Below are 25,799 nucleotides of genomic sequence, written 5' to 3'. Positions count from 1 at the left end.
AACTGCTGCCTGTGGGTGCCAATGTTACGGCAGAAGTGCAGGGCCATAGTCCGAAAGGAGCGCGCATAGATTGCACATCAGTGTGGGGCACACTTCGGGCCCAATGTTATAGCAACTTCGAGGTGCAGGGCACACTTCGGGCCGGTCGAGAGGGCCTATTTGTTGTGGGGTGTAGTTTTTGGCTGCTCACGGTGGGATTTTATAGCAGCGTTGTGGCACACTGGCAGGGCCATAGTCCGAAAAGGAACGCACATAGATTGCAACTTCGGGCCCAATGTTATAGCAGCTTCGAAGTGCAGGGCACACTTCAGCTTATGGACTCGGTTAGACCCATGGTGTGTGGGATACGCGGTTAACTGCTGCCTGTGGGTGCCAATGTTACGGCAGAAGTGCAGGGCCATAGTCCGAAAGGAGCGCGCATAGATTGCACATCAGTGTGGGGCACACTTCGGGCCCAATGTTATAGCAACTTCGAGGTGCAGGGCACACTTCGGGCCGGTCGAGAGGGCCTATTTGTTGTGGGGTGTAGTTTTTGGCTGCTCACGGTGGGATTTTATAGCAGCGTCGTGGCACACTAGCCACCTAGTTGTTGTCTGCAGTAACCAATTACGGCAACTTCAATGCGAGACACACCATCCGGCTATAGTGCTGGGATACGCGCCTAGTTGTTACCAATACTATAGCAACTTTAATGCGAGGCACACCAGCCGGCTATAGTCCGCAAAAGGGGCGCACATAGATTGCACACTTCGGGCTTATGGACTCGGTTAGACCCATGGCGTGTGCATATGCGCTTAGTTGCTGCTCACGGTGGGTGCCAATGTTACGGCGACTGCAAGCTCTGCACTGTCTGGTGCGGTGAGTTTGATCTGCTCTGCGCAGCACATATGTTTCAAATCCTCGAGCATAGATTCCGGAAAGTCAGTTGCAAGTCCGCCTATGGTTATGAGCTCGACTGGGTATTTGACGGAAACCTGCGCGTGGGTTTTCGCTTTGCGCACTTCCTCCACTATTTTTATTAATGCATCACCGTGCTGCTCAAGTGAGGCATTGTAGGGAATTTCGTCAGCGTTCGGCCACTCTTGGGCGTGTATACATCCGGAGAAAAGTGTACCATATACTGCCTCAGTGACATACGGTAGAAACGGTGCAAACAGCAGTAGTAGGGTTTTTAGGGTATGATGTAAAGTGCTGACAGCGGAGGCATGCCCGTGTGCCGACCCGTGATTGTACGCCCTATGCTTTACCAGCTCCAGATAGTTGTCGCAAAAATCCTTCCAGAAAAATTCCTCTGTGCGATTCAGTGCTGCGCAGTACTCGAAAAGTTTTAGGTTTTCTGTATTATGGGCAACCGCTTTGTGCAATTTGGATAGTATCCACAGATCTGTAGGTGCTGCTGTCGTGCCGGCGGGAGGGTTATCGCGCAGAAAAGTGGCTACAAACTTACTCGCATTCCACAGCTTGGTTGTGAGCCTTCTGCCAGTTTTCAGCACTTCTTCGGAAAATACAGTATCGGCCCCCAGGCGGGATTTCGCAGCCCAGTATCTTACGGAATCTGCCCCATAAAGATCTAGTGTACTTTCGGGATCCATTGCATTGCCTTTGGATTTGCTCATTTTCGTCTTATCCTCAGCAAGGCACCATCCGCTGATCATTATGTTTTGCCACGGAATCTCTCCGTTGTGGTAGTAAGACTTCAACATTGTGTAGAACGCCCACGAACGTATAATTTCGTGACTTTGTGCCCGGAGATCTGTGGGAAATAAAGGCTCGAGATTCTCATTGCGTAACACTTGCCCTACAGATTTTGTAAGAAACTGTGGCGATATGGAGCTGGTGGCCCACGTGTCCATAACGTCCACATCCGGTTCGACTTCATCTCTGCCATAGCCGCTGGGCAGGTCGCGCAATGGATCTACGGGGAGATCGCGCACATCGGGCAAAAGCACCTTGCCCACCTCGCCCTCACGCTTGGAGTACCATACCGGGAACGGTACACCGAAATACCGCTGCCTAGATATGCACCAATCCCAGTTGAGGTTTTCGATCCATATTTCCATGCGTTTACGCATGCTGTCCGGGTGCCACTGCACTTTTTGTACTTGCTCAAGAAGCTCGTGCTTGTGCTCCATTACCCTCACGAACCACTGGTGGCTAAGCAATATCTCTATTGGTGCGCCTGACCTTTCCGCGCACTTTACAGTGTGCACTATCGGCTCCTGTGAAACCAGCAATCCGGCGCCCTCCAGCGCGTCACAAACCGCCTTTCTGGCCTTCTGCACATGCATTCCGTCAAACTGTGCTGCAGGGATTTTTGCATCTGGAGTATCTTCCGCCAAGTCTACTATATGCCCGGTCCTGCTCACAATGGTTTTGGTGTCTAAATTATGTGTGCGCCACCAGTAGACGTCTGTTTCATCGCCAAATGTGCAACACATTACCAATCCTGTGCCTTTGTCAATTCGCACTTTGTCGTCAGGTAAAATTTTGACTTTATGCCCCCCGACGGGCACCACTGCAAACTGGCCGTGTAGGTGAGTGTACCTATCATCTTCCGGATTGAAAAACAAAGCCACGCATGCAGGTATAAGCTCCGGCCGGGTGGTGGCTATATCGATTTTCTCTCCACCTACTGTGTGAAAGCTAATGGTGTTTAAGTGGGAGTGCAGATCTAGCTCCTCAACCTCCGCATGCGCTATAGCGGTGCAATCTACGGTGTCCCATAATATGGGCTGCTGTTTTCTGTATAGCTTGTCTTTTGCGTATAAATCGAGAAAAGAGGCCTGCGAGAGCCGCTGTACTTCTTCGCTGACCGTGTGATATTCCAACGCCCAATCGTAGCTTATTCCCAGCCGCCTGAATAGATTTCTGAACTTAGTTCTGAACTCGTGCGAGACCTCCCTGCACATTTTGGTGAACTCCGCCCTCTCTAACTGCACTGCCCTCAACTTTTTGATTTTTTCAACCAGCCGTTCGGTTGGAAGCCCGTTGTCATCAAAGCCGATGGGGTAGAAAACGTCCTTTCCGGCCATTCTTTGGTAACGTGCTATGAAGTCCGTGTGGCAGTAACTAAAAACGTGCCCCATGTGCAGAACTCCAGACACAGTCGGCGGCGGTGTGTCGATTACAAAACTCTGTGCAACGTTTCCCTTCCACTTGTAAATTTTGTGCTCATCCCAAGCGGCGTTACACTCTTCTTCTACGGTTTTGTGCTGATATCTACTATCTAAAGACTGCATAAAATGTCGAACGCGTACGTTCAAGCGATAAACCTGGAGTATAAAAAATTGTCATGTTATAAACAACCCTAATTTCGTATACTGCAGTCACCGCCGGTATCACACATTTGGGAATAAATTGGGGTGCAACCGAAACGTGGTGGGCTGCACTGGCATATCATGGCCATGCCGGTATCCTAAGCCGCGTCCCGCGCGCTGTACCGCGGGTGAAAATTGTTAGGTGATGCCGCTCATGCCCGTTGATAACCACAGCGCGTGCTAGTTTAGAATCCGGTGGAGCGTGCCAGCGGTTGAGTAAGTGGCGCATTCGCTATAAAGTAGTGCTAGTCCATACCTGCCGCTAGCAGGGGCTGATGTTTCAAACACAAGCCAGCGAGGTTATATGCAATATTCGATGGGCGGCTTGGGCGCGTTTTTAATGTGCGCGTGCGCGCTGTCTCTGCTATGTTCCGTGGTTGCGCGCTTATCAACCGCGTGGGGGGCAACACTGACGCACGTGGCATTCTCGTTATACAGCGCAGCTGCAGCCCTGCTCACCTACCTGCGGGTTACGGACCACTTCAACTACGCACACGTATATCAGAATTCGCATACTACTCAACCACTCCTGTACAAGGTGTGCGGGATATGGGGAAACTATGAGGGCTCAAACCTGCTGTTTGTATGGATGCTGAGTGCATATGGAACGCTTATTGCGCTTCTGGTCAAGCGAGACGATCTGAAAGGAGCTGCGCTCGTCGTACAAAACTTGCTCAGCTTTGGCTTTGCGCTGTTTGGCGTCATATTTGCAAATCCATTCCTGAAAGTTATAACCCTGGACGCAGACGGGCTGGGTTTTAACCCAATGTTGCAGGATGTCGGGCTTGCACTTCACCCCCCAGTATTGTTTGGGGGTTATACGGGTTTTGGCGCAGTATTTTCCATAACGATTGCTGCACTTGTTTTGCGCATAGACCCCAAAGAATGGGTCGCGGTTATACGTGGTTGGGTGTTAGGCGCGTGGACTTTACTCACGCTGGGTGTAGCACTTGGCGGATGGTGGGCATATAGGGAATTAGGTTGGGGAGGATTTTGGTCTTGGGATCCGGTTGAAAATGTTTCCTTGATGCCGTGGTTTTTGGGGGTGGCGCTCATTCACATGATGCCGGTGGTGAAAAAGTTCGGCATATATTGCAATTTTACGTTTTTGCTCGCTTTGCTGGCGTTTATTTCCAGCTTGTGCGGCACATTTTTAGTGCGCTCTGGGTTTTTAGTTTCTGTCCATGCTTTCGCGAATGATCAAGGATGCGGCATTTTTCTACTGGCTTTGGTTACGATAGTAACGGTAGGTGGGCTGCTAACATTTGTTATTAAGTACAGAAATTTGCCGGAGACCTGCTGCCACTTCGGCTGCATATCAAAACTCACCGCGATTTTGGCCAATAGCGTAATAATGTTGACCGCGTTTTTGGTGGTTTTGGCAGGGACTGTGTATCCCATAATTCTAGAGCTGCTTGAGGGGGATACCATATCTGTAGGCGCGCCATATTACAATAACGTGTTCAGCGTGCTATCCGTAGCGTTGTTTTCGGTTATGATATTGCTCTCTGGCCTAAGTTGGGACGGCTCGGAGAAATTTAAAATGACCTTCAAAATTTCTTCCGTAATCGCAACACTTCTTGTACCTTTTGCAGCGCCCCTTGGGCTCACCGGAGTGTTAATTTTGCTGGCTGCGCTGTTGTTTTTTTCGATACTGGAAGATTACATTTATCGAGTGCGTAGCTCACAAATGCGGCTGAGTGCTGCGGTCAGGCGTGTGAGCCTTGGGCGATATGCAATGATGATGACACACGCCGGTGTTGCGGTTTGCATGTTTGGCATCATCTGCTCTACTGCATTTCAGGAAGATGTAACACAATACATGAAAGAGCGCGAATCCGCAGAAATTCACGGGTTTAGCGTGACATTATCTGGTGTGTCACTGGTAAAGCGGCCGCATAACGAGGCCATAAGGGCGAAGTTTTCCGTGGCTAGATCAGGCAAAGTAGTGTGTCTATTGTTCCCCGAAAGTAGGTTCTACTATGTCGAAGGTATTAGAAATTCTGAAAGTAGCATCTGTCACGGATTACTTGCGGACATATACATAGTAGTAGGTGAAGTGGATAAAAATCGCGGGATAGCGGTGCAGATGCACTACAAACCACTAATCAATCTGGTATGGGCAGGGTTTGCCCTGATGGCGGCCGGGGGAGTGCTGTCGGTAGTTAAAGTATGGCTGCGCCGCAGGCAAAACAATCCTGCTATAGGTGCAAATAGTACTGCCTGATTGGATGAAGTTTAGTATGATGATTACTGGCGCACCATTGAGGGATAGTAGTGAAACTTTTTCGGCTTCACGACCGCAGTGTTTTAAGGGTTTATGGCCCTGACGCTGGAAAGTTTCTACACGGCATCACTACTAATGATGTACTTGGAATCGGGGCTCAGGAGCCTATATACAATTTGATATTAAATCCCCGCGGAAGGTACGTATTTGATTTCTTTCTAATCCCTCATGAACAAAATTTCTTGCTAGACTGCGCAAGTGCGGACGCGGATGCTCTCACCGAATTGCTGCGTTCATATAGATTGCAGCTAAAAGTTAGGGTGAAGCGTTGCGATGACGAATACGCCGTTGCGGTGCATCCTAATACGGTTGATAGCGGAAATGCCGCAAATTTTGAGGATGCCATACTGTTTCAAGATCCACGGGACCCAAAGATGTGGATGCGCGCGATTGTGCCTACCACCGCGTCGATAACCTGTGATGAGCTGCCGAACTTAAACGAGTACGAGCTGCTGAGAATTAAGTGCACGATTCCAAACTGCGTCCTAGACATGGTGAGAAATGAATCATTCCCGCTGCACTTTGCGATGGACAGACTTAACGCCATAAGTTTGAACAAGGGGTGTTACATCGGGCAAGAAATTGTAGCGCGGATGTGGCGTATAGGCGCGAAAAAGAAGCTATACACGGTATTTTCAGACACGAAAACATTGGTATGTGGGCAGGAAATATTTGCGCAGGGACAGCCTGCAGGGCACATGCTATCCACGCTTGAGGGTTGGGGCTTGTGTCTTTTGGAGGTTGAAAAAATTGCCGATGGTTGCAATCTGGAAAGTGGCGGCACTCACCTGAAAATTTATGAGTAGTAGAACGGGGCGGTGGGATATACTGCGGCCTTGGCGTTCTTCTATATGTTTCTGCGCCAAAGGTTGCAACGTGGGATGGTGCTTTACATACAACGATTAAGGCAAGGATCTGGAAAAGATTACTGTTCACACTACCTAGGGGCACGGTTATAGGGCAGGGGAGCGGTTTGCACGCCCCTACATCTTGCCTAGTTCCTGCCGTAATTCCTATACTCTACACCAACGCAAGCTACTCGCCGCCGGGTGTGGCCCTGCCTTCCGGCGGTTTGGTGCAGTCTCCAGCGCCTCGTCACCGCTGGGTAGGCGCAACACCCATGTTGCCACTGGGCGCGGCTGTACGCAACTTCAGGTACGGAAACGTGCGTAGCTAAAACTCGAGCTTCAGCCCCAGATTGCAACCAGAGTAGGAAAGCTTGAGTGCAACGTCAGCAAAATTGCTGCCCTGGTCGGCATATGTATCTCCCAGCACATGCTCAACGACAAATTTTCTATAACGCACCTCACCGGGTACCTTGTGGACAAAGGCTTCCAAATTCACCGAGACTCTTTGCGTAAGCATGTAGTTCACTCCTAGACGTGCTCTATATGCAAGTTTCCAGAGGATGTTACCGGATACATCGACTAAATTTCCACCGACGCTTCCGCAAACATACGGGGTAAGACGCCCTGAGAATGCGCGCGCTGGGGCATCGTAACATGCACTGAACATGGCCGCTGTGGTTTCTATATCGTTTACCTCCACCACTGCAGAGACTTCCCCGATGCCATCTGCCGCTTTACTGAGCAGCTTAGCCGCAGCCAATCTATCTTCTCTGCTGAACAGTGCAAGCCGTTCCGCTGCACGCTCAGCACTATACTCGGTATCATCGTGTCCCTCAACGGAAACCTTGTATATTGCGGTGTCCAAACTGTCATCTGATGGGTATATAACTAGCCCGCCCTGGCATCCTGTGCAGCTTTCCAGGGCTTCCGCAAGGCTGCTAGTGCTGCCATTATAGGCGAGAGCGTAGGTGAGGTTCTTGAGTAACAAGAAAAAACCAGCCCCACCTGCAGACTCTCCATCGATTTTTACAGGGAATCTCCTTCCTTCCATTCCGAACTCAAATCTCACTCTACCTGTGGCATATCCCGCTGACCACCCGAGCGCAGGGAAATCTCCACATCCAAAACTTATGTCTGGATTTGGCGACTTCCAGTCGAAACTTGTTATATCCTCCACCAGTTCAGCGTGCTCAGCGCCGTGAGTGTGGCTCAAGGGCAACACCCCTGCAGTTTTGCCGTCGATAGTTCCTAATCTCAAATCCCGCACGGCACTGCGTGCCCAACCTGCTGTGCCGGCTACATATACACGACGCGTACCTGCACCTTTATGCCCGATATGTACCGCGCCAGACGCGACACACGCAAACAAACACACTGCAACTGAGCATGCGCCTGCAAACAAAGCAACTTTCCCTCTCCCCAGCAAAATAACCGCGCGCATAGGCAAACTCTCCACCACCAGCATATATACAACCGGGCCGAGCCCAGTGCCCGGGATTCTACCAGCTTCACCGCGAACATTGCAAGATGAATTTATGTTTTTTCAAGCAATTGCACGGTAAACCACACATTTTTCGGATACATTATATACATGCTTCATGCAATGCGCTGGTTGTAGTAAAAAATATGGGGGTAGGATTTAGCCACCTTAGGTTCAGGTTTTGAATGTCTCTGCCCAAACTATGCAAATACGCGTGCCCAAAAAAGCTTCGCCTGTTGCCTGCAACTATGCGCGCAACTGTATAACACACCGGGAGCAACAGCGCTGCTGCCCCCGAATTTTTGTGGTTGGCGGTGCTAAATTGAGAAACTTGCTCCAATGTTAAAACCTAGGTTTTTGAGTCGGAATGTAGACGAAATGTGGCTAGCCGCTTTGGAGATGTTACCAGCTACGACGTCCGTATCTATATCCTGGTGTTTCACGCTGCCAAATACACCCTGCAGAAATGCGCCTGCTATTAGGTGGACACGGGGTGTTAGTGCATAACGCGCGCCGCCCTTTACTCTGTACACGAGATGCGTTGCAGTTTCACCGGACATGCCTATGAATCCCCAACCAACACCGGCGCAGGCGTAAGGTATCAATCTCGCGTTTGGAATGTACGTAGGAACATCGCGACAAACATTTAGAGTAACAGATGTTGAAGTAATGCCACTGATTCTGGCAACAGTCGCACCTTCCAAGTGCCTAATGAAGCTACTCGCAACGCTTGCTGCGCCCTGTGTACTAAGCCCTGCTATTTTCTGAGCAACTAGTTTCGGGCTGTATTTATATTTCTCTGCACCATAGCCCGCAACAAGGTGCTTCACTGCACTTCTTGGGAATTCGGCCTTAGGGTCTTTTTGTATGCTCTGCATTATGTCCACAAAGCGCTGCTCAACGCTTTCCCTCAGCGCCTCCTCCATTTCTTCAATGCCTGATACCATAGACTTGATTTTTTGTGTGTCACCTCCTGTGTGTTGGAAAAGTTCACTTTCTATAGTATCAGAATCGTGCTGCGCCACTGCACGCGCAAGATTTCGGATAAGCAAAAACGTTCTACTGCTACCCGCCTCGTCAGTTTTTACTGGGAATGCTTCTCTTCCTATGCCCAGCTCTACCCTGAAGCCTTGCATACTAAACCCTATAATACCTTCCAGCGCCGGAAAACTACTATTCCCGAACTCTACATTAGCATCCAATGTGTTCCAGTCAAATCTCTCAGGCACAGTGCCAATTCCGCTGTGGTAGGCAAGTATACCCGCCGGGTCATTCCCGGCGTCTTTCAATTTGAAGTTTTGTACTCTACTATATGAGGGGTTAAGTGTAAATCCGGCGTAGAACCCATCTTGCTGCTCCCAATCCGAGGCATCTGCCTGTGCCACAGACGGCAAAGCGAAATTCAGGCACACGGCGGATAGAGCCATAGTACCGGCCAGAAAAGACCGCGCATAATTCACAAAAACGACGCCCATAAGCGACTTCCTCCTGTATTCAATGATATGCTGATAATGAGAGACCAGTGTGTTCCTCATGCAACATGTCTAGCGCACACAAACTGAAGATTCCTTTTATTTTAGTTGGCAGAGTGTATTAATTATGGCCTTAGGCGCGCACGCGATTATGTTGCAAAAATCTCGCATATAAACAAAAATCTTAATATTGCGCAAATCACGCGCATTTAAACCTACTGCACAGCACATTGGGCAATTACGTACTAGTAGGCAGAAAAATCGCGGCTATAGCCCTGCAAATATTTGCACCTTATTATATTGGTGCAGGTAACACGTGCACGCGCTCACAACTACACCTGTGGATATATTACCAGCGCACAAGACACAGGATCAGATTTTTTGATTTGTGCTTTATATGCACTACCCTTCACCCAAATGCCACCAACCTCACGCCTATGCCTGCCTTGTTGACTTGCCGCAACGAATCCGGCAGTGCAATCCTCCCGGCTGCCGCCCTTTCTAGCACGCTCCCCGACGATTAGTAGTATACCACTCACCACCGACACCATCGTTGGCATCTCAGCCCACCTTGCCATCACAGCTCTGCACCGGTACCACCCAAGCCCCCGTCTCCAAACTCCCGGTGCCTCATTCGTACCTCCTACCCTTGGCACTCAGCCCAACTCACTACCAATGCCACCACCTCTGCACCACAAACACACTTGAAGTTCTTGGTACCACCTACATAACCCGGCATCCCAGCCCAACTTACCACCACAGCTCTCCGCACCGGTTCACTTCAACGGTAACCAGCATCTCCCTACGCCTCTGGTACCTCCTGCCCCTGGCATCTCGCCCCACTGGGCACCACAGCTCTTGTCCTCCACTACCCTTGGCACCTCAGCCCAACTCTACTACCCAATGGTGCACCACCATCAGTGCCTCTCTACTTACCCCCTACTTCTTACCAACACCACTCACTACTTTCCCATATCAACCCAACCTCTACCACAGCATACCCCCCCTACTCTATAACTTCTCAGGTTCATCCCACTGTGGTATTGCTACCATCTATAACCACCCAATGTTGTCTTCCCAACCACACAAGCCTATGACCACACTTCCAACTATACTGGGCACTGCCAGCAAAACACTAGGCACAAACTACGACAACACCCCTGCCCACCGTGCAGTCGATGACGCCAGCCCATTAGGAAAAACAAAGGAGAAGGTCTCAGCATCCTTCGGGCTACGCAATATAGGGGTAGAACTAGGAATCAGGTTCGGATTCTAGGACACCCACCCCAATGGTGCCCCTCCACCATCTACCCACTTGCGGTTCCCGGCACTACCAGCGCATCTACCCATGTACGGTTGATGATTGAGTCTATGGGGGAACAAAAGAGAGGAAGGTGTGAGAGCGCCCGTGCCAATCTGAGTAAGGAGGACAAGGCCATAGTTGCTGAGGTGATAGAGGTCAGGGCTATAGGGTCTACTTCTGTAATGCTCAATCCTGGCATTACCACACTACCTACGCAGCCAAAGCTCTTGGTACCACCACTACACCTTGCTGTACCCAATGCTGATACCCCAGCAATTAGTAAGAATCTAAGTTTTGGCATCATCACCGTTCTCCCTCGAAACATCACTCACACTCCCAACTCTACTGGGCACAACACCTCATTCGTGCCTCCTTATAACCGGCACAGTCAAAGCTCTTGGTACCACCGACATAACCTGGTGCCTACATCCTCACAGCACCTCTTGGCACCTCAGCCCAACTCTACTGGGCTCACCCAATGTTGTCATCCCAACCACACACAGCTCTCTGCACCGGTTCACTTCAACGGTAACCAGCATCTCCCAACTTCTGGTACCTTCTACCCCTGGCACCTCAGCCCAACTTACTACAATGCCACCACAGCTCTCTGCACCATTCGAAGCTCTTGGTACCACCCGACAATAACCCAAGCCCATATCTCCAAACTCCTGGCACCACCACAGCTCCCTGCACCATCACCTACTTGGTACTCTTATTACGCACTGTGGCACAGTCAAAGTTCTCGGCCTTATCCATACCGTCACCACTCAACCCAGCAGCAAATTTAGCCATAAGCTTACCAGCACCAAAGAATATAGCTGTAAATACAACCAACATCACAATAGCAGGCCATGCAAGCTTACCAAAGATAGCCATAATGCTAGAACCTAGTATCACTCCAGTCATGATGGGTAGTCCAAGCTTCTGTACAAACCCTATAACGTTACATATGACCCTAGTCGCTGTATCATCAGCTTCAGTACCAGTAGTACTAGTAGCAGGACTAGTAGCACCAGCAGGTACACCGTGGAGGATACTCCATGTGAAGACTCACTGCTTTCCATATCAACTAGTTACCCAACCAACTACACAGCATTTCCACCTCCTTCATTCAAAGCTCTTGGTACTATCAACGCCCCTGCCCATCGTGCGGTTGATGATGCGAGTCCGTTAGGTAGAACAAAAGAGGTACTGGCATCCTTCGGGTTGCACTAGTAACACATGTGGCGGGAATAGTGGTGCACATCAACCAGCACTCTACACAGTTGGGTTCCTGGCATTACCGACATACCTACCCTCTGCACCAGCACCACTCACAACTCATTCCCATATCAACTAGTCATCTACACAGCATACCCCTACGACTTCTCAGGCTCATGTTGATACTGCAAACAGTTGGGTGTCCCTATGTTCATCCCACTGTGGCATATCTACCATCTATAACCACCTAATGTTGTTCCTAAAGTACAGTTAAAGGTCCACACCACCTTCCCAGATCCCTACCTCTGTGTACTACTCGCACTACCAGCTTCCTTGGTGTTGCACTGACAACACCTAGCATAGGAACAGGCACTGCTACAGAAGTGGAAGAGAGGTAGGAGCCAGGGTTGAAGTAGGGATAGGACATGAGAGGTTTGTGATTAAGGGAGGTAAGAAGTCTAATGAGGATACAGCTTCAGTATTCTTATTAGGAAAGGAGTTAGCATATGATACAGCAAGGGGTCAGGTAGACCGTCTTGCCACTGCTTTAGGTAAGATGACTAAGGGTGAAGCCAAGAAGTGGGGTAATGCAGTAGAGAATGCTACTAATGGTGATAAGGTGAGCCAGAATGTGTGCAAGGGTACTGGTAGCACTGGCAGCAGTGGCAACAAATGTGGTACCACCGATAGCACTGCCACCACCAAGATTAGTGCGGTGTTCACTGAGGATGCAGCAGCGCAGTTATCTACTATGGACAATACCACCATCAACACGACAGGAATGGCGAATAACATTAATAGCCTGAGTAAGGAGGACAAGGCTGTTGTTGCTAGAGCTGTGCTGGCAGGTCTGACCTTGGCAGCTTTGGTTAGGAGTGTGAGCGATGTTGCGAGGAAGAGTGGTGAGTCACACTGTTGTAGAAGGGGTTAGGAAAAGGGTTAGGGCCCCAGCGACCATTGCCCGTTCATCAGCATCCAAGTTATTAATATCCCTAGCCCATTTTCTAATTTTCTCAGCAGCAATTAATTCCTTTGCAGCATTAGCTCTCTCACTTACATCTAGACTGTTTAAATAATCAGTCCAACCCCTGTTCTTAGCTATCTCCATCGCACTAGCTAATGCTGCCTTCATCACTGTTGCAACTCCACGCTTCTCAGCTATCTCTGTAAGCTCCTCTAGTGTCCTGAGCCTCAACCAATCCTTAAACCCCAATTCCTTCAGTTCCCTTATTGCAGCTAGTTCCTCTAGTTTGCTCTTGAGGTTCTCTTTTCCCTCCTTCAGTTCTCCCTGGCTCACTGTTCCTGGCTTCTCCAATTCCTTCACCAGCTCCTTTAGCTTTGTTATCTTGGCCTCCTTAAGCTTCCCAGCCTCCAACTGCCCCTTGAGCTCCTCCTTGAGGCTACTACCAACCCTTTCCCCGCTCTTCACCTTCTTTAACGCCGCTTCCACCTCCTTGATCTTCTCTTGCTCCAGCTTCTCCAACTCCTGTGCGTTCTTGATTTTCTCTATCTCCTTCTTCAGTTCCCCCATGGTTTCTAGCTTCCTCTCTAGGTCTACTAACTTTATCTCCTTCAACTGCTTCAGCGTTGCCCTAGTAGCCTCCGATTCTCTGAGCTTCTTCCCAGTTGCTAACTCATCTAACTGTCCCAAATTTCCCAGTATCCAAACTTCTTCTAAGTTACCTTCTGTGCTCTCTGCCAATCTCCTAGCTTCCAACCGATCTAGCTGTCCTCCTAATGCTCTAATCCTCTCTGTAAGTTGTAATCCTCCTTGAACATCTAACTCTTTTCTTTTTTCAGCTAATGCTCTAACTTCCTTAACCTCAGCTAATTCTCTTAACCTCTCTTCTAATCCCAATGCTCTCAGTTCCCTTATTGCAGCTAGTTCCTCTAGTTTGCTCTTGAGCTTTACTACCACCCTTATACCCTCGAGTCCCAGATTCTTCACCTTCTCTAGCGCCTCCGATTCTCTGAGCTCCTCCCTCACCCTCTGCACCAGCTCTGCCGAGTCTTGCTCAGTAAGTCTCTTAAACTTCTCCCCTAGTTCCTCCACCTTCTTTCCCAGCCCAGTGTCTCCCACCTTTTCCTTCACCTTCTCTATCTTGTCCGCCACTTCCTTCTTTGCCGCTTCCACCTCCTCTAACTTCTTAGCCTCTAGCTGTTCCAAATCTCCTGGCTCACTGAGTTTATCTAACTCCCCCTTGAGTCTCTCTACTCCCCCCTTCAATCCCCTTATTGCAGCTAGTTCCTCTAGTTTGCTCTTGAGGTTCTTCAGCATATCTACTTGGCCCTTAAACCCCTCCTTCCACTCCTCCTTCCCGCCTATCCAGGTGCCCAACTTATTTAGCGCCTCCTTGAGGCTACCTCCCTTCAGCTCTTCAAGCTTTCCCCCCTTCAGCTTATCCTTTAACGTCTCCGATTCCCCTAAGCGCTGCTCTATTCCCAGAATAAACGCTTCCTTTTTTGCCTTCTTCACCTCCTCCATCTTCTTTTTCTCAATCTCCTTGATCCACTCCAGCTTTATCTCTTCCGGTGTCTTACCATTATCAATCTTCTCTTTGAATTCCTTCACCAACGCCGCCTTATCCTTCTCCACGCCCAAAGCTTTTAGCGCTCCTTCGAGTCCTTGCTCCAGCTCCTCAGTCTCCAGCTTTTCAAGTTCTTCTAGCCACTTAAGTTCTCCAAGTTCAGCTAATTTACTTACTTGCTTTGCTAGTTCATGTTGTAGCTTTTCTAATTCTTCTGGTCTGCTCAGTTCTTGTATAACTAGTCCTTCATCAACTCCTACCATCTCCCCAGCAAGTAATGTATCTCCATCTGAGATCTCTCTACTAAACATTGCCCTTACAGGACTAGCTGTTCCTCTTCCTATACTAGATGTACCCCAGGAACCACGTTAGGTGGTTATAGATGGTAGCAATACCACAGTGGGATGAGCCTGAGAAGTCATGGGGTAGGAGATGAGGTTGGGTGACTAGTTGATATGGGAAAGCGGTGAGTGGTGTTGGTAAGCTTATGGCCACTGTACTGAGGGTAATACCAGTTAGTGCAAGGGTGGACGTAGAGGTTTTGGGAGAGTGGTGATGTTGCTAAAACTTAGATTCTTACTCATTGCTGTAGTATTAGCATTGGGTATCTTACATGGTGTACCTGCTGGTGCTACTAGTCCTGCTACTAGTACTACTGGTACTGAAGCTGATGATACAGCGACTGTTGTTATATGTAATGTTATACGGTTTGTGCAGAAGCTGGGACTACCCATCATGACTGGAGTGATACTAGGTTCTAGCATTATGGCTATCTTTGGTAAGCTTGCATGGCCTGCTATTGTAATGTTGGTTGTATTTACAGCTATATTCTTTGGTGCTGGTAAGCTTATGGCTAAATTTGCTGCTGGGTTGGGCGATGTGGGAGGAGGCACGAAGGCCGAGAGCTTTGACTGTTCCAGTTATAAGGAAGTCAAGGCCAAGTAACCGATAGGAAATGAGGTACCTGAGTGATGGTGCAGAGAGCTGTGGTGGCGGTCTGGGTAATGAGTTGGGTTGAGTGCCAAGGGCAGGAGGTGCCAGAAGTTGGGACTTGGGTTTGTAGGTGGTACCAAGTTAGACTGGGATGCCAGGAGTTTATAGATAGTGGCTTTGTTATGTCGGTGGTACCAAGAACTTCAAGTTGATGGTGACCTGGGTAGTAAGTTGGAAGTGTGAGTGATGTTTCGAGGGAGAGTGGTGATGATGCCAAAACTTAGATTCTTACTGATTGCTGGGGTATCAGCATTGGGTATCCTCCATAGTATGTCTGCGGGGGCTGCCGATAGAAGTAAGTCACGCACACAGAGGTTGGCTAGTGGACCGGCTTTGGGGAAAGGCAACGGGAGCTTCTACATAGGCCTAGACTATAACCCAACTTTCAACGGTATCAAGGACCTGAAAATCATCGGCGAAACCGATGAGGATGAAATGGATGTTCTCACCGGTGCCAGGGGCCTGTTCCCGATGAACGCTCTTGCTAGCAACGTCACCGATTTTAACTCATACCACTTCGACTGGAGTACCCCACTGCCTGGGCTAGAATTTGGGAACAGTACCCTGGCTCTTGGAGGGAGCATTGGGTACAGAATTGGAGGAGCCAGGGTTGAAGTAGGGATAGGACATGAGAGGTTTGTGATTAAGGGGGGAGATGACACAGCATTCCTACTAGGTAGGGAACTAGCATTGGATACAGCAAGGGGTCAGTTACTATCCAGTGCATTGGGCATTACAGAAGTAGACCCTATAGCCCGAACCTCTATCACCTCTGCACCTTCAACAGCTCTAGCAAATGCCCTGGCAACTATGGCCTTGTCCTCCTTACTCAGATTGGCATGGGTGCTCTCACACCTTCCTATCTTTTGCTCTCCCATAGACTCACATCATTAACCGTACATGGGTAGATGCGCTGGTGGAAGAGGGGTGAGATTCTATAGTAGCTCGGGGCTGCCGATAGAAGTAAGTCACGCACATAGAGGTTGACGTGATGGCCAACTGAACCATATTTGGCCCATCGCGCATGTAGGACTTTTTGTGTGGCCTAAACGCTCTCCACAGCTTTGACCTCTGGCACATAATAGCTGAGCATGCCGTAGACTCCGTCTTTCAGAGTCACAGCGGCGCTTGGGCAGCCGGAACAGGCGCCTCTTAGGTGCACGAAAACCACTCCCTCTTTGTATCCCCTGAACTTTATATCTCCGCCGTCTTGGGCAACTGCGGGCCTCACGTAGTGTTCTATAAGCTCCTTAACGCGCTGCACCACTTCAGAGTCTTTTGTGTCGAAAAATTCTCGCTCATCACTTTCCTCATGCGCTTGCGGCGCCGCATCAGAATACGCATTGTGCAACGAGAAGTAGTCTGTCATCACGACCAAAATCTCCGGCCTAAGGGTATCCCAATCTGCATCCGGAAGCTTTGTGACGGACACAAAGTCGCCTCCAAAAAACACCTTAGAAACGCCTTGTATCTCGAACAATAACCTTGCCAGCGTGGAACCCTGGGCTGTGGTGGCATCGGAGAACTCAATCCCGCTTCCTATTGCGCCTATCTCAGCACTGAGCAAAAACCTAAGAGCGTCTGGATTGGGCGTGACTTCGATTTGGATGAACATAAACAACCCTTGCAATGAAGTAATTTTCGTGGGTATAATCCCCCCGCTGCAGGAGATAGCAGTGTATTGCAGTGCGTGGAGCAAATCAAGACTTTATCACATGTTGTTAGTGCTTTTCACCGTGCTAAGCGTGATCGGCGCACTGTTTGTGCTACCGATTGCTGCTATGGTGGCGTTTTTGCTGTTTAAGAGAAACAACGTCATGTATGGGAATTTTAGCAACGGGGATTTCAGGGCCATCCTGAATAAAATGATCAACGATATGTACGGCGGAGCGTATGGGGCTAGCACGGCCAGGAAAACTACAGGGGCCTTGTCCAAGTATGAAGCGCTAGAGGTTTTAGGTCTTGGGGCTGGTGCGACCCCAGAGCAGATAACCTCGGCATACCACCGGTTGATGAAGTTTGCGCATCCCGACAAGGGGGGCTCGGCATATTTTGCCCAAAAGCTCAACCAAGCGCGTGACGCCCTGCTTGGTGACGACTAAAAGCACCACCACCGCTTTTCGTCCCCCAATGCTGGTCTACTGTTCAGGTTGAGAGACCACCCCCTCTTGCTCAATGCTGGTCTACTGCCCAGGTAGTGAAGAATCCCCCTAAGCGTTGCCGAACCTCAACGGGACAAATAAAAAAGGGGAGTGCATTGCACTCCCCCTAAGCCTTCTATCTAGAAGGAACTAGAAGGCAAACCTAACACCCAACTCACCACCAAAGTAAGCGAAGTTAAATGAAGCAATACCAGTATCCTTATTCTTACCAGCAGTACCAGTATAATCAGAAATATGACTCAAAGGTAGCTCATCATAATCACCATCACCTAACACCTTGTGGTAGAAAGCCCCAGCAAAGGCAGAAATTTCAGGAGTCAGAGCATAACTCAGACCAGCCTTCACTCTGTAAGCAAACTTAGGATTAATGTGACCATCAACAACACTGACAAAGTTACCACCGATACCAGCACAAGCATAAGGAACAACCCCAATACCATCAGTCAGAAGGTCATAACAAGCATTGAGCATTACAGAAGTAGACCCTATAGCCCTGACCTCTATCACCTCCGCACCTTCAACAGCTCTAGCAAAAGCCCCAGCAACTATGGCCTTGTCCTCCTTACTCAGGCTATTAATGTTATTCGCCATCCCCTGCAAGCTGATGGTGCCGGTACTAGTACTACTGGTAGCAGTGTCCATAGTAGATAACTGCGCTGCTGCATCCTCAGTGAACACCGCACTAATCTTGGTGGTGGCAGTGCTATCGGTGGTACCACATTTGTTGCCACTGCTACCACTGCTACCAGTACCATTGCCACACACCTTCTGGCTCACTGTTTGACCATTAGTAGCAGCTTCTACAGTAGTACCCCACTTCTTAGCTTCACCCTTAGTCATCTTACCTAAAGCAGCAGCAAGACGGTCTACCTGACCTCTAGCTGTATGATATGCTAACTCCTTTCCTAATAAGAATACTGAAGCTGTATCCTCATTAGACTTCTTACCTCCCTTAATGACAAACCTTTCATACCCTACTTCTACTTCAACCCTTGCTCCTCCAATACTATACCCAATGCTCCCCTCTAGGGCTGTGAGCATGCTATCCTTGAAGCTAATCTTGGGTTCTGGAGCACTCCAGTCGAAGTTGTGGACCTTGAAATCCACCCGACCTGCAGCATCTCGCTTGTACGGGAACACACCTCTAGTAGTGCCGCCAGCCTCTTGGACTTTAAAGTCCTTGATGCTGCCGAATGCTGGGCTGTAGTCCAGTCCTATGTAAAAACTCCCGGCTCCGGCGCCTGAAAATAGACCCTCGCCGCCTGCGCCAGCACCAGCTGCAGGGGCAGCCAGTAAAGAATGGATTGGTGCAACCGCTGCAACCAGAGCCATCAACACGCCTCCTAGGGGAAGCTTCCTATTACTTACAGCACTCATAAAACCTAACTCCTAAAAAACCAAAAAAACCGTACGCTCTAGAAAACCACGTACACCACTAATCGCTGTACGTCCAAAAACCCAGCTTGAAGGTGTTGGACTTGGCTGCAGTGCAGCACTTAACAACTCCTGAGCTGGGGAAAAGACGCTTGGTAGGAAACCATCCTCCCACACCGTACTGCCAAGGACCCCGAAACTTTGGGGTGCACTTACAGCCGAGGCGGAGGTTAACCTACCCCTAGTGGCGCTAGCTCCTCCAGCAGCGTGGAAGCCACCACCTGAGGTCTGCTGCCCCGATGCTTCGCCACCCACCCTCAGCAAGGACGGGCGCGCCGCTGTGGCCAGAGAGCCTGGCAACAGCGTGAAGGCAAGCAGTCCCTTCAAGGAAAATGCTCTGCAACTCATGCCGCTCCCCACATAAAGCTACCTCAAAGTAACACCCTTATGCCTGCTTCGACGCCAAGGTACCGCACTCCTGCGTTACCCTCGAACGGTGGCAGGCCCAAGTTCTCCCCCTCCCCAGCAGTAGCCGGTATCACGACCACGGCAGGAAGGGGCCTAATAGCCCGCTCCAGGGTTCCCCGGTAGTAACCTGCTGCGAAGATGCTGGCACGAGGGTGCAAGTTTAAAGCTGCGCCCATTTTCGCCTGGTATGCGAAGCGTGTGTTCGCCATGCCAAGAATGTCAAGGAACTCCACGCCGCCGCCCAGGCATGTGTACGGGGTAACGCTTCCTCCAGAGGGGCCTGCAGGGAAATCGCGACAGATGCTAACTACGGCTGAGCCAGCAGAGATTGCGCGATTTGCAAAAACAACCCGCTGAGTGTCGCTGGTTCTCCCAGCGGCAAAATATTCGTGCCCGCCTTTGAGCACCGGCTTCCCGGACTTCTTAACCCTGAAATCCTCAAAAGAAACCTCAAGTTCCACTCTGGTGCCCGCTCTGGAGTAGCCCAGCACACCTGAAACCCCACACATACTGACCTCGTATGATGGCGTGTAGCTAGGCTCAAAGTTATTCCTACCCCGCAGAGCCCTGAGCAGAGGAGAGTCTAAGAGCGTAGCACCCGTTGCCTGCTCGGCAGTCAGAACAGATGTGCTGGGCGCGAGCCTAAAAAGCTTGCTTGGAGCGGTAAGCCTGTTTTCACGCACGGCGAACTCCCGCACCACAGGCAGTGCCGGCTTGTACTGAGCCGCTACATAGAGCTCACCCTCCGCCCCGACGCCCGGTGCGGCGCTACCAACATTGGGAGCCGCCCCGTTCCCGGCGGTGGACACCGCCACAAAGAGAAGACAAGGCAGCACGAACAGACTTTTACGACTCATATACAAACCCGACCACAAAATCCCATCTAAACCTAAAAACCATCACCAAATGCACATCTCACCCCGGCGATTCCTCCGAAGTAACCTACACTAAGCACCGGAAGGACGTCCGCGTCCACAGAGGGTACGCCACTACTTGTGGTACTCAAGAGCGTTGGCCCACCCCCAGCATGTTCTTCAGTATCCGTACCCAGGTAGTACGCCTCAGCAAACAGCGAGAGCCGCGGGCCCAAGTTATACTCGACGCCGGTTCTGCCGCTCCACGACAACACCAAGCTACCACGGGACCCCCAATAATCTACAGACGAAACCCCGAGGCCCAGGCAGGAATAAAGCCCAAAATGCCTGCCGAACGCGCCAACGCCGGAGTAGCATGCGCTAAGCTCGACGGAGTTCAGGCCGACCCCCGAAACCTCCCCAATGTGATACTCGGCCGTGGACCCGCCATCAGAGGAGACCTTGCCGCTTGGGAATGCAAACCAGGCAGCGTTGCCGCTCACGGCATAGCTGCCGCCGTCAACACTGAAACTGCTGCTATAAGCGCTGAGCTGCAATCTAAAAGAGTCGAAGCTGTAGCCCAGGGCACCCGACAAACCGAGGCTGTTTTCATATTTAGGGAGGTAATGCGCGCCAAACCCGTCACGCGTGGGCGCGGCGAGACCAAGCTCTGCAAACCGCACGAGCTGCTCGCTACCCTTATCGACTCCCAACACTGCACCCGGCACTCCGTGGGTCTTTACGGAGGGAAAGCCGAAGTTGGCTACACCGAGCTCCCCGCCCAGTGTGGCGTAAAAGCCCCTAGTCCCCGCGTTGGCGCCGGTGCACACCGCGCCAGAAGCCGCCACCAGCGCCCCACATGCAAGGATGCTACAACAGGCTCTTCCGCGAATCGACATACAAACAATCCAACAAACCGACCCAAAAACACCCCATCTGCGCACAGAAGAGGGTAGTGTGTGCAACCCACACACCCATAAGGTATACTAAAAAAGAATTAAGTCAAGAGAGCTGGCAATATATTTTGCAATTTAAATGATGTGCCTTAACGATTTATTCAAGCGCGTCACCCTCAACCATGCGGATATCACAGCTGACGCCGCCTCCTAACCGCGGGGGTATAGAGCCGACCTAGACTCTAAAGTACGAGTCTGATACCGCACTCAAACCCAAAATAGTCCAGCCCCAAGCTCGCTTGCGGGTATAGCAAACCGGGCAGCTTACCGCCGGCCGCCTGGGCGCTGCTCTCGCCCCCACCGCTACCTGCTGCACCCTGGGATCCTTTAGGTGACTCTGTCTTGATGTGGTGTACTACAGGTATGTTGGAAAACTTTTCCGGATGCACCCTACTTGCATAAGCGTACGCGAACAGGGCTGCCTTCCTAGACGCGAAATACTGCACCCCAACCTTTGCCTGGTACGCCCACCGCACCTCGGTCACGCCCAGAAACCTGACTAGACTGCCACCACCGCCAACGCAGGCGCTTGGAGAGATCTGGGAGGACTCAGGCAAGAGGTCGTAGCACAGATTGGCCATCAGGGATGCTGTGGTCACTTCCTTATTCTCAGCGGTGATGTGGTAGGGCTCCTGCGGCCTTGTAGCAACAGTTGTGCTATTCTCATCAGGCGCTGAAATGGCAAAACGATACGCGCGCTCAGGATTATCCTTATACTTCTTGGTATCTACGGGGAATTTCTGATACATGCCTTCAGCCTCCAGCCGCACATTTCCAGCGGAGTACCCAACCGATACGGACCCAGCCTTAGCACTCCTAAGGTACTCAGGGGAGTACTTCCCCTCAAAGCTGCCGCCCGAAGCTAGATCTGGCCCTTTAGCGGGTGGAGCCTCGGCGCCGGATGGGGCCGCTGGAGGCGTTGCAGCGCCCGCCGCTGCCTTAGCGGTGCCACCCTGCTGTTTTTCCTTCATGGCAAACGTATTAAGCGCCTTACCTTTGTCTTCTACTATAAAGTCCCTAAAGTGCGGGACTGCCAGCTTGTACTGTACACTGGCGAAGAATCCCGACGCACCCTCGCCCCTAGAAAAGTCTATGGGCCTGGGGGAAGCAAATGACCCACAAGGCGTGAACAACAAAGACAACGCAGCGTAAACCAAGCCGTAGACCTTCTTCATAGCAAAACTGTACCCAACACTTCAGCGCACGTGCCAGGATAGATGAACCACAATGGTGTGTCAAATGCATGCAATCTACATTTAGGGAATGCTTGCTTCATATAAAGGAGTTGTTAAACAATCCACGCTGCTGTTACCAATATGCAATGCAATAGACCTGGCGCGATAAATATACCACTAGCGATGCAGCATTGGCGCGACAAAGTCAGACTGTGTGACGCGAAAGCACGGCATCGCACACGAGGATGCACTGACACACGCGTGAGACTGACTAGCACATAAAGAAGCCAGCAAAGAGGTGAAAGCAGCCCTGCAGAAGCGGCACTGATGCCATGCCGCTCTCACCACGCTGCGAACTTCAAATGCGCCAACCCGCGTACACTATTAATAGTGACAGTCTATCCGAGTCTTAACCTAGGCTCCCGTTTCGGATTCGGGGTCGTGCTCGTAGCCGAGCTCCTCGTCCGCATCAGAATGCTCGTAGTCATCCTGCTGCTGTTCCGCGCACATTACCTTCACCAAAGTGTGAATCGCGCCACGCATTTTATCGCTCTTGATGCGACGATATGCTCTTACCAGCATAAGGACTTCTTTGCCATCGTTATAGCTTTGGCCAAATTCCTCTAGGGAGGACTCTTCGCCTTCCCTGAGCGCGGCATCTGTTGCATCGCCCGCATCGGTGATAGGCCGTAAGTCGTTTTGCAGCTTTGCAATCAGGTCTTTGATTTCGATGCCCAGAACCCTTGCAAGCTCATACAATCTGCTGATCACAATACGGTTGGTACCCTTTTCATATTTTTGTACTTGTTGGAATGTAATTCCCAACCTGCTTGCGAGCTGGTTCCGGCTCATGCCCTTCATGATCCGCTGCTTCTTAATCTCCCTGCCGACATACTCGTCTACCGGGTGGGGTCTGGCTTTGCCCTCAACAATTATGGGTATGGAACTTTGGTTTTGTGTTCGAGAAGTCATAAACATTATCCCATATGTTACTCAGATAACTTAGGATAAATCATACATAATGTTAATGCAACAGTTATTTAATGTATGGTTGTAATAATAAAACTGTAAATGGTATGCTAGATTAAAAATAAAATCATCAATAAATATCCGGGAAACTTCCGGAGATTTTTTGAGGCAGCGCGCTGGGCACTTGTTAGTGCGCGCGTTTTATGCTAGCATGCGGCGATCGTTCTAGGAGGAGCCATGATGTTTGAAAAGACGCTATCTATACTAAAGCCTGACGTTGTTGAACGTGGTATAATAGGCCGTGTCCTATCCTACATAGAAGCGGCGGGGCTGCGCATTGTTGCCCAGAGGATGTGTGCATTGTCGCATGAGCAGGCGGAGGCCTTCTATGCGGTACATAAAGCAAGGCCGTTTTTCCCTAGCCTGGTAGGTTTTATGACCTCTGGTCCAGTTGTAGTGCAGGTGCTAGTTGGTGAATCTGCTGTCAAAACTTACAGAGATGTTATGGGTGCCACGAACCCTAGCGAAGCGGCCCCTGGTACGATAAGAGGAGATTTGGCAGAGAGTATAGATGCAAACTGCGTACACGGCTCTGACAGCCTGGAAAACGCTGAGTGGGAGATAAAGTTCTTTTTTAAAGAACACGAAATCATGAGCAGCATGCCCAATGGCAAATAGCCTACGGCTGCCTTCTTGTAACTATTTTCTTGTGAGCGATATCTAAAATGTGTAGGCCGCACGGCACAAAGTTCTGAGGTCTCTGACGTGCGTCTAGCGCGTGGTAAAACGCAGAGTCCTTGGTGCGTAGGACCTCTTAAACGCTTCTTTTACCTCGTGAATTAACATTTCCGCAACTTGCCGCCTGTTGGGCTTCTAAGAGCTTTTTTGCCAACAGCAGCAAATGGTTCCTGGTTACACTCTGTGGGTTGCGTTCCCACGTCTCCTTTAACCTTTTTAGGGTGTGTCCGAGTAATTTTCCTTCCTTATATCCCAGTTTGGCCAGATCCTTCCCAGAAACAGGTAACGACAAAGGCGCAAACTGTTTCGTATACTCCAAGTGCTCCAGGAAAGCGCTTGCAGACAAGGTTTCTTTGCTTAGGAAGCTGACTATTACCAGGTCTCTATATACATCTGTACCCAGGTCGTTAAGATACTTCTGTTGTTGTGTGGTGGAAAGCGGGAAGGGCAGGTTGGTTGTCAGCAGTGTTTCCAAGAGCTTTTTTTCCTTTCTAGACAAGCGCAGTAGTGCTTCCAATCCCTCTACTGTACCTGACATATCGGTGTGTGCATATCCTTTCAAAATGGCCGCAAGCTTGGTTATGGGCGCTCTACCCGCCAAGTGTGTGCATGACAGCCTGCCGATCTGTACCGGATAGGGCACTACTTGGTGTAATACGCCGCACCCTTCCATTATTTTGAGTGTAGATGCGCAGTTTGTGCACGCCAGTAGCTTGAAAAACTCGCTGCGTATGCGCTCTCTGGATAGTTTGGCGAGGCTATCCGCGTATTTGTTGCAAAGGAAGATAATTTCCTCGCTCAATGGGCTTTTGTCGCATATAGACGCGTGGAACCGAAACACCCTTAGTATGCGCAGAAAATCCTCATTAATGCGCGCTTCCGCATCTCCAATAAAGACCACAGTCCGATTTTCCAAGTCTTGCATGCCAGAGAAATAATCGTAAATTTTACCGCTCTTGTCGCAGTATAGGGCGTTGAACGTAAAATCCCTCCTAGAGGCATCTTCCATCCAGCTATTCGTGAACGCAACAGCCGCGTGGCGACCATCGCATTCTAAGTCACGCCTCAGCGTGGTAATTTCATACGGGATACCCGCTACCACCGCGGTTACAGTGCCATGCTTTATGCCTGTGGGTATCGTCTTGATTCCTGCGCTGCCCAGAGCCTGAATCACCATTTCTGGCACTAAATCGGTGGCAAGATCAATATCGGTAGTATCGCGACCAAGCACGCTATCACGCACGCAACCGCCCACGAGTCTAGCATTTCCGCGTGCACCCTCTATAGCTTCCACTATCCGAACTACACCGGGATCGGCCACGAGTTTACTTAGCATTATTCGTGCTATGAAAAATTTCCACCGATGTTAGCAAACTTCCGCGCAAAAGACAGAAAATTTTCCTTATGGTAGCGCCATGTAATAATTATCGCGGTGAATGCGGGTTTGAAGATATGTGATGAACATAAGCCACATTTCCCACTCTGGCGCGCCTGTTAGACAACAACTACTGCTTTGAGTTGCTGTTATGCAGCATGAAACATGCAGTGTGGCGCGCTTAAGCAACTCTTGCACGAAGCATGCGCGCTGTCAGGGACGTGAATTTATGTGCAGGAGGCAAGACTCGTACGAACTTGTTGGAGAATTTGCTGGCAAAGTTTACAACAGATTTATACT

Annotated in this window: 21 protein-coding genes and 1 pseudogene; 7 read left to right on the top strand and 15 right to left on the bottom strand. The window is 50.2% G+C overall.

Translation table 11 applies throughout. The features are described from left to right. Window positions 1–794: 794 nt before the first annotated feature. On the bottom strand, window positions 795–3,239 hold the full coding sequence (locus tag AMF_RS09405) for a valine--tRNA ligase (protein WP_010268726.1): 2,445 nt from the start codon (window positions 3,237–3,239) through the stop codon (window positions 795–797). A gap of 496 nt (window positions 3,240–3,735) precedes the next feature. On the opposite strand from AMF_RS09405, the gene AMF_RS09400 reads away from it, so the two are divergent. Together AMF_RS09400 and ygfZ are read left to right on the top strand one after the other, a co-directional pair. Beyond that, window positions 3,736–5,544, top strand: a complete 1,809-nt coding sequence (locus AMF_RS09400; RefSeq protein WP_227013272.1) for a heme lyase CcmF/NrfE family subunit — start codon at window positions 3,736–3,738, stop codon at window positions 5,542–5,544. 50 nt (window positions 5,545–5,594) lie between these two features. Beyond that, complete coding sequence (gene ygfZ / locus AMF_RS09395) at window positions 5,595–6,410, top strand: CAF17-like 4Fe-4S cluster assembly/insertion protein YgfZ (protein WP_010266184.1); 816 nt, start codon at window positions 5,595–5,597, stop codon at window positions 6,408–6,410. A gap of 367 nt (window positions 6,411–6,777) precedes the next feature. Here the strand turns inward: ygfZ and AMF_RS09390 are convergent, their stop codons facing one another. The 6 genes from AMF_RS09390 to AMF_RS09360 all read right to left on the bottom strand — a co-directional run bounded on the left by AMF_RS09390 (window position 6,778) and on the right by AMF_RS09360 (window position 11,742). Next, window positions 6,778–7,719 (bottom strand): P44/Msp2 family outer membrane protein, encoded by a 942-nt coding sequence (locus AMF_RS09390; RefSeq protein ID WP_240366671.1) that lies wholly within the window; start codon window positions 7,717–7,719, stop codon window positions 6,778–6,780. A 530-nt stretch (window positions 7,720–8,249) separates the two neighbouring features. Beyond that, window positions 8,250–9,407: a P44/Msp2 family outer membrane protein gene (locus tag AMF_RS09380; protein WP_010268719.1), complete on the bottom strand. Its 1,158-nt coding sequence runs from the start codon at window positions 9,405–9,407 to the stop codon at window positions 8,250–8,252. Between the two features lie 329 nt (window positions 9,408–9,736). Further along, window positions 9,737–9,955 carry a hypothetical protein gene (locus AMF_RS09375; RefSeq protein WP_041641625.1) on the bottom strand — a complete coding sequence of 73 codons (219 nt, stop codon included), beginning with the start codon at window positions 9,953–9,955 and terminating at the stop codon, window positions 9,737–9,739. Between the two features lie 756 nt (window positions 9,956–10,711). After that, window positions 10,712–11,032 carry a hypothetical protein gene (locus tag AMF_RS10545; RefSeq protein WP_010270835.1) on the bottom strand — a complete coding sequence of 107 codons (321 nt, stop codon included), beginning with the start codon at window positions 11,030–11,032 and terminating at the stop codon, window positions 10,712–10,714. 106 nt (window positions 11,033–11,138) lie between these two features. After that, window positions 11,139–11,363 (bottom strand): hypothetical protein, encoded by a 225-nt coding sequence (locus tag AMF_RS10540; RefSeq protein WP_010268712.1) that lies wholly within the window; start codon window positions 11,361–11,363, stop codon window positions 11,139–11,141. A gap of 43 nt (window positions 11,364–11,406) precedes the next feature. Next, complete coding sequence (locus tag AMF_RS09360) at window positions 11,407–11,742, bottom strand: TrbC/VirB2 family protein (protein ID WP_044051798.1); 336 nt, start codon at window positions 11,740–11,742, stop codon at window positions 11,407–11,409. Window positions 11,743–12,304: 562 nt separating this feature from the next. Here AMF_RS09360 and msp2 (AMF_RS09355) point away from each other — a divergent pair. Further along, window positions 12,305–12,745 (top strand): annotated as a pseudogene (gene msp2 / locus AMF_RS09355) (outer membrane protein MSP2); the annotation flags it as partial. A gap of 69 nt (window positions 12,746–12,814) precedes the next feature. On the opposite strand, the gene AMF_RS10610 reads toward msp2 (AMF_RS09355), so the two are convergent. Then, entirely contained in the window at window positions 12,815–14,746 is a 1,932-nt protein-coding gene (locus AMF_RS10610) for a hypothetical protein (RefSeq protein WP_244825223.1), read from the bottom strand. A 244-nt stretch (window positions 14,747–14,990) separates the two neighbouring features. On the opposite strand from AMF_RS10610, the gene AMF_RS09345 reads away from it, so the two are divergent. Then, the gene (locus tag AMF_RS09345) at window positions 14,991–15,380 is read left to right on the top strand and encodes a TrbC/VirB2 family protein (protein ID WP_037350027.1); all 390 of its coding nucleotides are present in this window, start codon (window positions 14,991–14,993) and stop codon (window positions 15,378–15,380) included. 234 nt (window positions 15,381–15,614) lie between these two features. Continuing rightward, window positions 15,615–16,322, top strand: a complete 708-nt coding sequence (locus AMF_RS09340; RefSeq protein ID WP_044051797.1) for a P44/Msp2 family outer membrane protein — start codon at window positions 15,615–15,617, stop codon at window positions 16,320–16,322. 151 nt (window positions 16,323–16,473) lie between these two features. Here the strand turns inward: AMF_RS09340 and AMF_RS09335 are convergent, their stop codons facing one another. Then, window positions 16,474–17,043, bottom strand: coding sequence for a NifU family protein (locus tag AMF_RS09335; RefSeq protein ID WP_010266132.1), 570 nt, complete (start codon window positions 17,041–17,043; stop codon window positions 16,474–16,476). 100 nt (window positions 17,044–17,143) lie between these two features. Between AMF_RS09335 and AMF_RS10325 the strand changes: the two genes are divergently transcribed. After that, a complete protein-coding gene (locus tag AMF_RS10325) occupies window positions 17,144–17,530 on the top strand; it encodes a J domain-containing protein (protein ID WP_035018118.1) in 387 nt (128 codons plus the stop codon). 189 nt (window positions 17,531–17,719) lie between these two features. On the opposite strand, the gene msp2 (AMF_RS09325) is transcribed toward AMF_RS10325, so the two are convergent. The 5 genes from msp2 (AMF_RS09325) to AMF_RS09300 form a co-directional block, all read right to left on the bottom strand. Continuing rightward, window positions 17,720–18,967: an outer membrane protein MSP2 gene (msp2, locus tag AMF_RS09325; protein WP_012659110.1), complete on the bottom strand. Its 1,248-nt coding sequence runs from the start codon at window positions 18,965–18,967 to the stop codon at window positions 17,720–17,722. 428 nt (window positions 18,968–19,395) lie between these two features. Then, window positions 19,396–20,289, bottom strand: a complete 894-nt coding sequence (locus AMF_RS09315; RefSeq protein WP_010266103.1) for a P44/Msp2 family outer membrane protein — start codon at window positions 20,287–20,289, stop codon at window positions 19,396–19,398. A gap of 32 nt (window positions 20,290–20,321) precedes the next feature. Continuing rightward, entirely contained in the window at window positions 20,322–21,185 is an 864-nt protein-coding gene (locus AMF_RS09310) for a P44/Msp2 family outer membrane protein (protein WP_010268630.1), read from the bottom strand. 239 nt (window positions 21,186–21,424) lie between these two features. Next, on the bottom strand, window positions 21,425–22,417 hold the full coding sequence (locus tag AMF_RS09305) for a P44/Msp2 family outer membrane protein (protein WP_010268627.1): 993 nt from the start codon (window positions 22,415–22,417) through the stop codon (window positions 21,425–21,427). Window positions 22,418–22,831: 414 nt separating this feature from the next. Continuing rightward, complete coding sequence (locus tag AMF_RS09300) at window positions 22,832–23,395, bottom strand: helix-turn-helix domain-containing protein (RefSeq protein WP_012659109.1); 564 nt, start codon at window positions 23,393–23,395, stop codon at window positions 22,832–22,834. A 228-nt stretch (window positions 23,396–23,623) separates the two neighbouring features. Between AMF_RS09300 and ndk the strand changes: the two genes are divergently transcribed. Continuing rightward, on the top strand, window positions 23,624–24,064 hold the full coding sequence (gene ndk, locus AMF_RS09295; protein WP_010268610.1) for a nucleoside-diphosphate kinase: 441 nt from the start codon (window positions 23,624–23,626) through the stop codon (window positions 24,062–24,064). Between the two features lie 136 nt (window positions 24,065–24,200). On the opposite strand, the gene AMF_RS09290 is transcribed toward ndk, so the two are convergent. Beyond that, on the bottom strand, window positions 24,201–25,460 hold the full coding sequence (locus AMF_RS09290) for a CCA tRNA nucleotidyltransferase (RefSeq protein WP_011114596.1): 1,260 nt from the start codon (window positions 25,458–25,460) through the stop codon (window positions 24,201–24,203). Between the last annotated feature and the right edge of the window lie 339 nt (window positions 25,461–25,799).

This window comes from Anaplasma marginale str. Florida (assembly GCF_000020305.1).
Classification (GTDB): domain Bacteria; phylum Pseudomonadota; class Alphaproteobacteria; order Rickettsiales; family Anaplasmataceae; genus Anaplasma; species Anaplasma marginale.
The sequence above is the reverse complement of the archived record's forward strand: the minus strand, read 5'-3'. Positions and strand labels throughout refer to the sequence as shown.

Excerpts from the sequence above, each read along its gene's own strand:
- AMF_RS10325 (WP_035018118.1), top strand. The coding sequence starts at position 17,144 with ATGTTGTTAGTGCTTTTCACCGTGCTAAGCGTGATCGGCGCACTGTTT.
- AMF_RS10545 (WP_010270835.1), bottom strand. The coding sequence starts at position 11,032 with ATGTTTCGAGGGAGAACGGTGATGATGCCAAAACTTAGATTCTTACTA.
- msp2 (WP_012659110.1), bottom strand. The coding sequence starts at position 18,967 with ATGAGTGCTGTAAGTAATAGGAAGCTTCCCCTAGGAGGCGTGTTGATG.
- AMF_RS09335 (WP_010266132.1), bottom strand. The coding sequence starts at position 17,043 with ATGTTCATCCAAATCGAAGTCACGCCCAATCCAGACGCTCTTAGGTTT.
- AMF_RS09315 (WP_010266103.1), bottom strand. The coding sequence starts at position 20,289 with ATGAGTCGTAAAAGTCTGTTCGTGCTGCCTTGTCTTCTCTTTGTGGCG.
- AMF_RS10540 (WP_010268712.1), bottom strand. The coding sequence starts at position 11,363 with ATGGGCTTGGGTTATTGTCGGGTGGTACCAAGAGCTTCGAATGGTGCA.
- AMF_RS09380 (WP_010268719.1), bottom strand. The coding sequence starts at position 9,407 with ATGGGCGTCGTTTTTGTGAATTATGCGCGGTCTTTTCTGGCCGGTACT.
- AMF_RS10610 (WP_244825223.1), bottom strand. The coding sequence starts at position 14,746 with ATGTTTAGTAGAGAGATCTCAGATGGAGATACATTACTTGCTGGGGAG.
- AMF_RS09310 (WP_010268630.1), bottom strand. The coding sequence starts at position 21,185 with ATGTCGATTCGCGGAAGAGCCTGTTGTAGCATCCTTGCATGTGGGGCG.
- AMF_RS09375 (WP_041641625.1), bottom strand. The coding sequence starts at position 9,955 with ATGGTGTCGGTGGTGAGTGGTATACTACTAATCGTCGGGGAGCGTGCT.
- AMF_RS09340 (WP_044051797.1), top strand. The coding sequence starts at position 15,615 with ATGTTTCGAGGGAGAGTGGTGATGATGCCAAAACTTAGATTCTTACTG.
- AMF_RS09305 (WP_010268627.1), bottom strand. The coding sequence starts at position 22,417 with ATGAAGAAGGTCTACGGCTTGGTTTACGCTGCGTTGTCTTTGTTGTTC.
- AMF_RS09405 (WP_010268726.1), bottom strand. The coding sequence starts at position 3,239 with ATGCAGTCTTTAGATAGTAGATATCAGCACAAAACCGTAGAAGAAGAG.
- AMF_RS09300 (WP_012659109.1), bottom strand. The coding sequence starts at position 23,395 with ATGTTTATGACTTCTCGAACACAAAACCAAAGTTCCATACCCATAATT.
- ndk (WP_010268610.1), top strand. The coding sequence starts at position 23,624 with ATGATGTTTGAAAAGACGCTATCTATACTAAAGCCTGACGTTGTTGAA.
- AMF_RS09345 (WP_037350027.1), top strand. The coding sequence starts at position 14,991 with ATGTTGCTAAAACTTAGATTCTTACTCATTGCTGTAGTATTAGCATTG.
- AMF_RS09290 (WP_011114596.1), bottom strand. The coding sequence starts at position 25,460 with ATGCTAAGTAAACTCGTGGCCGATCCCGGTGTAGTTCGGATAGTGGAA.